Here is a 10,919-nt window from a genome sequence, read left to right on the forward strand (position 1 = left end):
GCCTACAACAGAAATGCGAGAACGGTGGCGAACGCGATGGCGCTGGACGCCTCGAGGATGCCGGCGCCGATATTGCCATCGTCGCGGATTTCCCGCGCCAGCGACTGGCCAGGGATGATCGACCGGTCGATCGCCACGCGGATGACCGGCAGGAAGATGAAGGCGATCAGGTTCGCGGTCGCGAATTGCAGCAGGTCGCTCTTCCAGTCGCTGAAGTTGCCGGCCGAGGCGTTCATCACGATGATCGCGAGCGCGATCACGTGGCCGCAAAAGGCGACGCCCGCTGCGGAATTCTTGCGCAGCAGTTCGTCGTGGATGTCGTAGGGCGAAAGCTTCTCGTAGACAAAGGCGAAGACGAACAGGGAAACCTGCCCGAGCACGAAGAAGACGACGGCGGATACAACGCCACCGCCTTCGCCCGATATCGCGCCCGCCGCAATCAGGCCGGTGGCAAAGTAGACGCCGAAATGGACCGCTCCGACGCCGGTGTTCTTCTCGTGGACGAGCTGTTCGGTGTCGCTGAACTTTCGCAGGATCGCCGCATCGACGATCCAGCCGCTGAGGTTCAGCATGACAAGGCCGAGCAATGCATAGCCGCCGACGGAAAGCAGGTCCTGCGTCAGACCGTTTGAAGGACCGACGAGTGCAGCGCAATAGATGATGGCTGTCGCGAGATAGTAGCCGCTGGTCGCGATCGCGATCGCCTGGTTGTCCTTCGAAGCCAGCTCGTGATCGATGTCATAGGGCCGGAGCATACCCTTCAGCCATTTCGAAAGCAGGAACAGAACGAGATAGAGGAGGACGAATGCCGGCGCGCGCGCGACATCGTCGAAAACGAAGTTCCTGAAGTCCATGGAAGGCCCGTTAGATCGTAGGCTGTGAAAATGCTGGGAGAGGCTTATGCGGCTTCGCGTCGTCGTTCAAGATGCGATGCAACTCTCGGCTGAAAGAAGTGGCTCGAAACCTCTGGCGACCGCGGTGATCTTGATATCCGTCGGGTTGAAACGTCGCTTGAGCGGGGCGATGGCATCCCTCGGATCGCAGCCGCCGCACACGAAAACGTCGAGCGCCGCATATCCGGTCTCCGGCCAGGTGTGGACGCTGATATGCGATTCCGCGAGCAAGGCGACGCCCGTCACGCCGCCCTCGCCGCCGAACTCGTGCAAGCGCACGTCAAGCAGTGTCGCGCCGCAGGCGTCGGCAGCCTCCCGCAGGGCCTGGTCGATGCCGACGGCGTCATCGAGCCCGGTCGCCCCCCAGAAATCGAGCAGCAGGTGCGTTCCTGCGGGGCGGTATCCGCTGTTGTCTTTAGCCATGCGTTTGGCCCTTCAGGCGGGGGGAGCGCTATCAAGCCGATGATTTCAGCCGCGCTGATCCCGCACTGGTCGCAGCCGGCTCCAGATCGGCGCGACGACGTTGCCCATGACGACGATGGTCGCGGCGCCGACGACGATGGCGAGCAGGGCCTGCTGCGCCGAGGTTGCAAGCCAGCCGACGAGGCCGGGGGCGACCTGAAGCGCCAGGGCGACGTGCTCGGAGATGTCGTGGATCAAATGTTCCGGACCGGCCTGGCCCATCTGCGCCATGCCGTGCACGAGGATGCTGCCGCCGACCCAGAGCATGGCGGCCGTGCCGATGGCAGCGAGCAGCTTGAGGAAGACCGGCATGCCGAGCACGAGCCCGCGGCCGAGCGGGCGCAGGAGCGAGACGGGGTTCTTGGCAAGCGCGACGCCGGCGTCGTCGGCCTTCACGATCAGAGCGACCGCTCCGTAGACGGCGAGCGTGATGAGGATGCCGACGCCGGCCAGAACCGCGCCCTGCATGTAGATGCTGGCGTCGGCAACGGTCGAGAGCGTCAACGCCATGATCTCGGCGGAAAGAATGAAGTCGGTGCGGATGGCGCCGGCAACCTTCTCGTTTTCAAGTGCTGCCGGATCGCTGGTTGCGCCGAGCACGGCTTCCTCATGCGCATGGGCGGCATGGGGGAAGAGCGCGCCGTAGAGCTTCTCGGCGCCCTCGTAGCAGAGATAGATGCCGCCGACCATGAGCAGCGGCGTGATCGCCCAGGGGGCGAAGTAGCCGAGCAGAAGGGCTCCGGGCAGAAGGAAGAGCAGCTTGTTCTTGAGCGAGCCGAAGGCGATCCGCGCGATGATCGGCAGCTCCCGCTCCGGCGTCAGGCCGACGACATAGCGTGGCGTCACCGCCGCGTCGTCGATCACCACGCCCGCAGCCTTGGTGCTGGCCTTCACCGTCTGGGCGGCGACGTCGTCGAGCGAGGCGGCAGCCATCTTGGCGATCGCGGTGATATCGTCGAGGAGGGCGATGAGACCTGTGGCCATTGATGGCTGAACCCTTTGAGAGAAATCCGAAAAGCGGCGGTTAAGTCGCCAGTAACCACCATAGCGTGTCGAGTCAACGGCCGTCGGGGTTGCATCAATCGCGGTCTCACATCGCGGAGGCTTCCGGCGGTCCGGCGCCGGCCATTCTGGTCTTCAAACGTGATCGCGTTGCCCGGCCTGTGCCATTGACGCACACCTCGTTTCGATTTACGACTGACGAAATACAAAATTCGTCAGTCGTAAATCGAAAGGCCAGCGATCCGGTGAGCAACGATATCGTCGTCGACCAGACACGGCAGGACAACATCACGCGCATCCTCGATGCGGCGGAGGGCCTGTTCCGGCATTTCGGCTACAGCAAGACCAACGTGGCCGACATCGCCCGCGAGCTCGGCATGTCGCCGGCAAACATCTACCGCTTCTTTGCATCGAAGGCTGAGATCCACCAGGCGCTTTGCGCGCGGATGCTCGCAGCAAGCTACCAGCAGGCGCAGGAAATCTGCCAATTGCCGCTCACCGCCAGCGAGCGCCTGCGCCGCTACGTCCATGCCCAGCACCGCATGACGGTGGAGCTCATGCTCGACGATACCAAGGTGCACGAGATGGTGATCGTTGCCATCGAGCGCGAATGGCACGTCATCGACAAGCATATCGACCGGATCGACGCGCTTCTCGCCGACGTCATCCGCGAAGGCATTGCCGCGGGCGAGTTCCGCGACCAGGACGCCGATGCCGCGTCCCGCTGTTTCGGGGCTGCGACCGTCACGCTCTGTCACCCGCAAATGGTCGCCCAGTGTCTGAGTAAATCGAACCGTGCAAGCCCCGAAGAGTTGGTCGAGTTCGCGATTAACGCATTGAAAGTTTAGCAGAAATATTTCCGGCGCGGCTTCTGCCTGCGCCAACCTGTTTTGGGAGTGCGAACATGTTTAAGCCCTTAGAATTTCGCCGCCGTATTTCATTCTTTGCCACTGCTGCACTCCTTACGACGCTCACGGCGGCCATTGCCGGCTGCTCGCAGGAAAAGACCGAAGCCACTGCTGTTGTGCGCCCGGTCAAGGTCGTCGAGATCGCCGAGGCTGACACGGCCCGCCAGCTCAGCTACTCCGGCTCGGTTCGGGCGCGGACCGAAATGAACCTCGGCTTCCGCGTCAGCGGCAAGATCGTCGAGCGGGTCGTCAATGTCGGCGACCGCGTCAAGGTCGGCGATCTGCTCGCCCGTATCGACGCTACCGACTACGAACTTGCCGTGCGCAGTGCCTCGGCCAATCTGGAAGCGGCCGAGCGCCAGGTCGAGACGGTCAAGCTGGTGCGCGACCGTGCCGAGCAGCTGCTCGCCCGGAAGTTTGCCTCGCAGGCCCAGTTCGATCAGTCGGTGCTGAGCTACAATCAGGCTGTGGCGACGCGCGACGCGGCGAAGTCGGCGCTGTCGCAGGCGGAGAACCAGGTGACCTATACGAACCTCGTCTCCGACCGACCGGGCATCGTCACCACGATCAATGCCGATGTCGGCCAGGTCGTCGGCTCGGGCACGCCTGTCGCCACCGTCGCCGTCGAGGGCGAAAAGGAAGTGCAGGTCGCCGTGCCCGAGACGGAGATCGCCAATTTCAAGACCGGTCTTCCGGTGAAGGTCGGGCTCTGGTCCGACACCGGCCTGTCGCTGGATGGCACGGTGCGCGAGGTGGCGGGTAGCGCCGACCAGCAGTCGCGGACCTTTTCCGTGCGGGTGAGCCTGCCGAACGATCCGCGGGTGCTGCTTGGCATGACCGCCACCGTCGAGGCATCGGCCGGCAGCGGCAAGCCTTATGTCTCGGTTCCCTTGAGCGCGCTTGCCCAGAAGGACGGCTACACCATCGTCTGGGTTGTCGACCGCGGTACGGAAACCGTCCGCAGCCGCCCGGTCACGCTCTCCGACTTCACCACCGACGGCGTGCGCGTCACCGACGGGCTTGCGGTTGGCGATCTCGTCGTCGCCGCCGGGACGCAGTTCATGGCCGACGATCTCAAGGTGACGATCTCGAACGCGACAATGCAGCACTCCGCTTCGGCCCAGGCCGAAGTCCCCCTCCTGCGCTGACACCCGAAAACCGCGGAACCGAGCCGATGACCACCTCCTCTTCCGACGAAAAGCGGCCCTTCAACCTTTCGCGCTGGGCGATCGCGCATCCAAGCATGGCGCGTTTCCTGTTCGGCCTCATCATCCTTGCCGGCGTCTTCGGCCTGATGCGCATGGGGCAGAAGGAAGACCCGGACTTCACCTTCCGCGTCATGGTCGTGCAGGCCTTCTGGCCGGGCGCCTCGATCGAGGAGATGCAGGACCAGGTCGTCAACAAGATCGAGCGCAAGCTGCAGGAAACGCCGCATCTCGATTTCGTGCGCTCTTATACGCGTGCCGGCAGCGCGATCATCACGTTGCAGGTCGAAGGCGATACCAACGCGCAGCAGGTGGCGGACGCCTTCTATCAGGTCCGCAAGAAGGTCGGCGACATCGCCAACGAGCTGCCCGAAGGATTGCTTGGTCCCTATTTCAACGACGAGTTTGGCGACACCTTCATCACGCTGCATTCGCTGAGCGGCGAAGGTTACAGCTATCCGGAGCTGAAGAAGTTCGCCATCCAGGCGCGCGACATGCTTTTGACGACGCCCGGCGTCGAGAAGGCCGTCATCATCGGCGACCAGCCGGAGAAGATCTATATCGACGTCTCGTCCAATGCGCTGGCCGAGCGCGGGCTGACGCTCAACGATTTGCGCAGCACGATTGCCGGCCAGAACAACATCGATCCGGCGGGTGCGGTCGATACCGGCACGCGCTCGGTGCGCATCTCGGTCGAAGGCAGTCTCGACAAGGTGGAGGACCTGAAGAACCTGAGGCTTCGCGCCGGCGGCCAGATCACCCGGCTTGGCGACATCGCCACGGTCAGCTCCGGTCTCGAGGATCCCTATTCGCGCAAATTCCGCTTCAACGGTGAAGACAGCGTGCAGATCGGCGTCGTCATGGCCAAGGGCTTCAAGGTGACCGATGTCGGTAACGCGGTGGAGGCGACCTATGAGCGCTTCGAGGCGTCGCTGCCCTATGGCGTCAAGGTCGACCAGGTCTCCAACCAGCCCGAAGTGGTCAAGGAAGCCGTCGGTGAATTCATGAAGGCGCTCGGCGAGGCGCTGGCGATCGTGCTGGTCGTGTCGTTCCTTTCGATCGGCTGGCGTTCGGGCCTGGTGATCGCGATCACCATCCCGCTCGTTCTGGCCGCGACCTTCGCCATCATGTACGAGCTCGGTATCGACCTGCAGCGCATCTCGCTCGGCGCCTTGATCATTGCGCTCGGGCTTTTGGTCGACGACGCCATGATCGTGGTCGAAATGATGGAGCGAAAACTGGAAGAGGGCTTGGTGAAGGTCGAAGCTGCGAGCTTCGCCTATACCTCCACCGCCTTCCCGATGCTGACGGGCACGCTGATCACCACGGCCGGCTTCATTCCTGTCGGCTTTGCCGCCTCGACCGCCGGGGAATATGTGCGCTCGCTGTTCTACGTGGTCGGCATCGCGCTCGTCGTTTCCTGGTTCGTCGCCGTCTATTTCACCCCCTGGCTCGGCAACATGCTGCTGAAGCAGCGCAGCCACGCGGGCAACCATCACGACGTCTTCGACACGCGCTTCTATCGCCATCTTCGCACGACGGTGACGTGGGCCGTGCGCCATCGCATCATCGTGCTGTCGACGACGCTCGTCATCTTCTTCGTCAGCCTCTGGGCCTTCCAGTTCATTCCGAAGAACTTCTTCCCGCAATCGTCACGGCCGGAAATCCTCGTCGACCTCTGGCTGCCCGAGGGCACCAGCATCAAGGAAGTCGAGAAACAGGCCAAGGCACTCGAAGCCCGCATGATGGACGACGAGGACAAGCGCTTCATCGCCACCTATATCGGCGAGGGTGCGCCGCGCTTCTTCCTGCCGCTCGACCAGCAGCTTCGCAATCCGAACTTCGCCCAGCTTCTCGTGATGGCCAAGGACGAGCCGGCTCGCGAACGGCTGATCGCCAAGATGCGCGGAATTCTAGCCGCCGATTTCCCGTCGATGCGCGCCAAGGTCGATCGCCTGTTTCTGGGGCCCCCGACCGGCTGGCCGGTGCAGATGCGCGTCATGGGACCGGATCGGGAAGAGGTGAGGCGCATCGCCGACCGCGTCAAGGCGAAGTTCCACGAGAACCCGCAGCTTGGCGCCGTGCATGACGACTGGTTGGAGCCGGTGCCGGGCATGAAACTGGTGATCGACCAGGACCGCGCCCGCGCGCTCGGCGTCACCTCGCAGCGCATCCGCCAGATGCTGCAGGCGAGCGTCACCGGTGCGCCGCTCGACAATTTCCGCGACGGCGAGGAGACGGTGGCGATCGTCGCCCGCGAGCCGGCGGACAGCCGTAAACTCCTGAGCTCGGTCGACTCCATCTACATCCCGACCGACTTCGGCGGCTTCGTACCGCTCTCGCAGGTGGCCAAGGTCGTGCCGGTGCTCGAACAGGGCATCGAATGGCGGCGCGATCGCCTGCCGACGATTACCGTGCGCGGCACGCTGCCGGACGGCGTGCAGCCGAACGACGTGGCGATGAAAATGTTCGGTGAGATGCAGCCGTTGCGCGACAGCCTGCCTGCCGGCTACTCGATCGCCATCCAGGGCGGTGCCGAGGATTCGGCCGAAAGCCAGGCGTCGATCGCCGCCAAGGCGCCGATCATGCTCGGCGTCATCGTCATCCTGTTGATGATCCAGCTGCAGCATTTCGGCAAGGCGATGCTGGTTCTCGCGACCGGTCCGCTCGGCATCATCGGTGCCGCGGCCGCCCTTCTGATCAGCGGCGCGCCCTTCGGCTTCGTCGCGATCCTCGGGGTCATCGCGCTGCTCGGCATCATCATGCGCAACTCGATCATCCTCGTCGACCAGATCGACCAGGATATCGCGGCGGGCATGGACCGTGCCGAGGCGATCGTCGGGTCGGCCGTGCGGCGCTTCCGTCCGATCACGCTCACGGCGTTGACGGCAGTGCTGGCGCTTATCCCGATCTCGCGCGGTGTCTTCTGGGGACCGCTCGCCTACGCCATGATGGGCGGCATTCTGGTTGCGACCGTGCTGACGATCCTGGTTCTTCCGGCCGGCTATGCCCTCTTCTTCGGGCGCGAACCGAAGAAGCGTTCCGCCGAGCCTGAGACGGCGGAAAGCCTCGAGGCCGAGGACGCAAAGACCGTAGCCTATCCCGCAGCCGTGGCGGCAGAGTAGCGCCACGGCTCCTTGCGAAGATGGCAGATCGGGCGGCGGGCAAGCCGTCCGACGTCAGGCGGTAATGTACATCGCCTGGCCCTGGGCGAGGTATTGGAACAGCTCGTAACCCATCCAGATATAGCCGTGACGCCCGTTCCATTCGCAGCCCCATTTCTCACCGAAGCTGTTCTGGATGAGAATGGCCTGCTGCTCGTCGTCATAGCCGATGATCAACATGCAATGGCCGGTGTTCGGCAACTTTTCCAGCGGGCCTCTCAACGCACCTGGCCCTTCATATTGCATGAAGCCCTTGTTCAGGGATGTGCCGTAGCAAAGCGCGCCGCCAGCGACGATGACGGCCTTGATCGCGTCGAGATCGCTGGTCTCGACCGTCGCCCAGCCGGGGATCTGGAAGCTGGCATCGGCAAGGGCGTTGGGATCGTAGCGCGACCAGAGCTCGGGACAATTCGGAAAATAGGGCGCCGTCTTCCAGTTCGGGGTGCCGCCCTGCTTGAGCAGATTGAGATAGGAGGCGAGCTGTGATCCCGCGCAGCCCGTCTTCCCGTAGCTCTTCATCACCTCGATGTAGATATGGGCGGGGCTTGCCTGCCGCACAGGTTGCAACGACGCCTCGCCGGTCGAGACGGCCGCCCAATAGCTGGCAAGTCCGTAGGTCGTGGCCCAGGCGGCGCAACTGCCGGGACTGCCGACATGGCTCGGTGTGCCCTGTGCCTTGGGCGGCGGCAGATAGAACGCGTTGACGGTTGCCGCGCTCGGCAGCGATGCCGGTATCGGCGGCCGGAGCAGCGGGCCGTCTTCCTTGATCGTGGGATCATAGCCGAAGTTGAGAATTGCTTCCTGTACGGTCATCGGGATCTCCTGCCGACAGCTTGGGTTTGGGTGGGTGAAAGTCACGGATGCATGCGCCGCGCGCCGCCGGTATGTCCGGTGAGACGACAGCCGAAAGAGGCTCCCTCGTTTCCCGGGGGCGCAGTCGAAATCTCCCCGGCGACCGCGGCGCGTGTGTCAAGATGATACGCGCATAGGTTTACGTTATCAGAATTATGCACGCTGAAAATCCTGGGTTTCGCAGGGTTTTCGATCATTCCATCGTTGCGTGCAATGAAATGTGCGTTTCATTGTTGACATTTAATGGATCATACATTCCGTTTAGCGCTCATAAGTCGTCTGGTCCCCTGGGAGGTTTCGAATGAGGAAGTTGCTGTTTGCCGCCATGTCGGCTCTGCTGGCTGGCACCGCTCACGCCGAGAACATCGGCATCACCATTGCCCGTTCCGACAGCGCGTTCCTGACCATCCTGCGTCAGGGCATGGAAGACCGGGCAGCCAAGCTCGATGGCGTGTCGGCCCAGGTCGAGGACGCCCAGAACGATCCGAGCAAGCAGCTGGATCAGGTGCAGAACTTCATTTCCTCCGGCGTCGATGCGATCGTCGTGGTCGCCGTCGATGGTGACGGCACCCCGGCGCTGACAAAGATGGCGAGTGCTGCCGGCATTCCGATCGTCTATGCCAACCATCCGCCGGCCGATGTCGATGCGCTTCCCGAAACGGCGGCCTTTGTCGGATCGAACGAGGTGGACTCCGGCACGCTGGAAACGAAGGAAGTGTGCCGGCTGCTTGGTGGCAAAGGTGCCGTCTACGTACTGATGGGCCCGCTCAACAATCATTCGTCGCTGACCCGCACGAAGGATATCCACGACGTCATCGCCACCGACGGCTGCAAGGGCATGAGCGTGATCGAGGAGCAGAGCGCCAACTGGGATCGCCTCGAGGCCAGCAACATCATGACCAACTGGCTGTCGACCGGACGGGAATTCGATGCCGTCATCGCCAACAATGACGAGATGGCGATCGGCGCGATCCAGGCGATGAAGGCGGCGGGCACCGGCATGTCGAAGGTCGTGGTCGGCGGCATCGATGCGACGCCGGACGGGCTTGCCGCCATGGCCGCCGGCGATCTCGACGTCACCGTCTTCCAGAACGCGATCGCGCAGGGCGCAACCGCGATGGATGCCGCCGTGGCCCTGGCGCGGGAGGAAAAGACGGAACGGCAGATCTGGGTTCCGTTCGAACTGGTAACGCCCGAGAACATGAAGGACTACGCCAAGGCGAACCAGTAGACGGCCTTTCGCCTCAAACGATCACTGGTAGATCCCGGTATTAAGCGATAGAGAAGCCGGCAGGCCGCTCGTTAAGGGCCTGCCGGCTTTTCTCGTGTCCAAATGTCTTCTGATCGTTCCACCCAGCATTCTTCCCTGCCGAGTGCCGACCTGCAGATCGCAATCGCGGCCTTCGTGGCGGGGGCCGGATGGCTGTTTTCGATCCATGCGCTAGCCGAGTTGCCGCCGCTGCTCTTTCTCGGCAGCCGCTTCGTCATCGCCGGCCTGCTGATCGGTCTCCTGGCGCGGTTCGCGACCTTTGCCGAACTGGGCAGGGCGGTGCGCCTGCTGCTTCCAGGCGCGCTCGCCTTTGCCGTCGCCATGATGGCCTGGATTTTCGGTCTGAAACAGACGACGAACCCTGGCGTTGCAGCCTTCATCTCCTCGACCGGCAACCTGCTGGTACCGGTTTTCGGCTTGCTGTTCTTCGGCTGGCCTGTGGGGCGAGCGCTCTGGATCTCGATCGCCGTCGCGCTTGCCGGGATGGGCTTGCTGTTTCTTGGCCCCGGCGCCCGCGTCGAGGCGGCTCACCTCTATTTTGTCGTCTCGGCCCTGCTTTGGGCGGCGAGCATCGCGCTGGTCAAACGCAATTCCGCCGAGGTCGGCGCGGTGGCCGTAGCCGCGATCCAACTGGTGGTCGCAGGGGTGCTCATCCTCGCCGTTTCACTGCTCGTCGAAGAGATGCCCGCGGCAGTCCCTTCGATCGAGACCTGGGGCTGGTTCCTCGCAAGCATCCTGGTCTCGACCTGCCTGCGTTTCGTCCTGCAGTTTCGCGGCCAGCAGCTGATCTCGGCGGCGCGGGCATCGGTGATCATGTGCTGCGAACCGGTATGGGTTCTCGTCTTCGCGCTGGCGTTTCTCGGGACGCCCTTGAGCCTTTCCCAGATCTTCGGCTGCGTGGTCATCTTCCTCGCCATGATCTGTCAGGTTGCTTTTTCGTCAAGATCGGTCGCCTGAGGACCACTCCCACTTTAAGTCGAAGCGTTTGCGCTGACATGATCATTCCGGATGAAGAGGACGACCGGCTGTGTCCAGGGCGTGGATCGTTCGTAACTGGTTAACCGAATGACAAAAGCACCAATTTCTAAGGGTTGCCCGCAGCGCCTTTGCGCACGATTTTCTTCATGCAGCCGGAACGGCAGTTGGTGCGGGATTACGCGCTG

Annotated in this window: 9 protein-coding genes; 5 read left to right on the forward strand and 4 right to left on the reverse strand. The window is 63.2% G+C overall.

Features of this window, described 5'->3' with window-relative positions; genetic code table 11:
* Positions 1 to 2 precede the first annotated feature (2 nt).
* From IB267_RS20880 to IB267_RS20890, 3 genes are all read right to left on the reverse strand, one after another.
* Entirely contained in the window at positions 3 to 854 is an 852-nt protein-coding gene (locus tag IB267_RS20880) for a DUF350 domain-containing protein (RefSeq protein ID WP_192449379.1), read from the reverse strand.
* 66 nt (positions 855 to 920) lie between these two features.
* The gene (gene speD / locus IB267_RS20885) at positions 921 to 1,316 is read right to left on the reverse strand and encodes an adenosylmethionine decarboxylase (RefSeq protein WP_192449380.1); all 396 of its coding nucleotides are present in this window, start codon (positions 1,314 to 1,316) and stop codon (positions 921 to 923) included.
* A gap of 45 nt (positions 1,317 to 1,361) precedes the next feature.
* The gene (locus tag IB267_RS20890) at positions 1,362 to 2,339 is read right to left on the reverse strand and encodes a DUF808 domain-containing protein (protein ID WP_192449381.1); all 978 of its coding nucleotides are present in this window, start codon (positions 2,337 to 2,339) and stop codon (positions 1,362 to 1,364) included.
* A gap of 263 nt (positions 2,340 to 2,602) precedes the next feature.
* On the opposite strand from IB267_RS20890, the gene IB267_RS20895 reads away from it, so the two are divergent.
* From IB267_RS20895 to IB267_RS20905, 3 genes are read left to right on the forward strand one after another with little or no spacing between them, the layout of a single operon-like run.
* The gene (locus IB267_RS20895; RefSeq protein WP_043611063.1) at positions 2,603 to 3,205 is read left to right on the forward strand and encodes a TetR family transcriptional regulator; all 603 of its coding nucleotides are present in this window, start codon (positions 2,603 to 2,605) and stop codon (positions 3,203 to 3,205) included.
* Between the two features lie 56 nt (positions 3,206 to 3,261).
* A complete protein-coding gene (locus tag IB267_RS20900) occupies positions 3,262 to 4,413 on the forward strand; it encodes an efflux RND transporter periplasmic adaptor subunit (protein ID WP_192449382.1) in 1,152 nt (383 codons plus the stop codon).
* Positions 4,414 to 4,439: 26 nt separating this feature from the next.
* Positions 4,440 to 7,595: an efflux RND transporter permease subunit gene (locus tag IB267_RS20905; RefSeq protein WP_192449383.1), complete on the forward strand. Its 3,156-nt coding sequence runs from the start codon at positions 4,440 to 4,442 to the stop codon at positions 7,593 to 7,595.
* Positions 7,596 to 7,649: 54 nt separating this feature from the next.
* Here the strand turns inward: IB267_RS20905 and IB267_RS20910 are convergent, their stop codons facing one another.
* Positions 7,650 to 8,447: a C1 family peptidase gene (locus IB267_RS20910; RefSeq protein WP_192449384.1), complete on the reverse strand. Its 798-nt coding sequence runs from the start codon at positions 8,445 to 8,447 to the stop codon at positions 7,650 to 7,652.
* 340 nt (positions 8,448 to 8,787) lie between these two features.
* Between IB267_RS20910 and IB267_RS20915 the strand changes: the two genes are divergently transcribed.
* Positions 8,788 to 9,717 (forward strand): substrate-binding domain-containing protein, encoded by a 930-nt coding sequence (locus IB267_RS20915; protein ID WP_192449385.1) that lies wholly within the window; start codon positions 8,788 to 8,790, stop codon positions 9,715 to 9,717.
* A gap of 102 nt (positions 9,718 to 9,819) precedes the next feature.
* Entirely contained in the window at positions 9,820 to 10,713 is an 894-nt protein-coding gene (locus IB267_RS20920; protein WP_192449386.1) for a DMT family transporter, read from the forward strand.
* Positions 10,714 to 10,919: the final 206 nt, after the last annotated feature.

Source organism: Ensifer sp. ENS09 (genome assembly GCF_014852425.1).
GTDB lineage: Bacteria > Pseudomonadota > Alphaproteobacteria > Rhizobiales > Rhizobiaceae > Ensifer.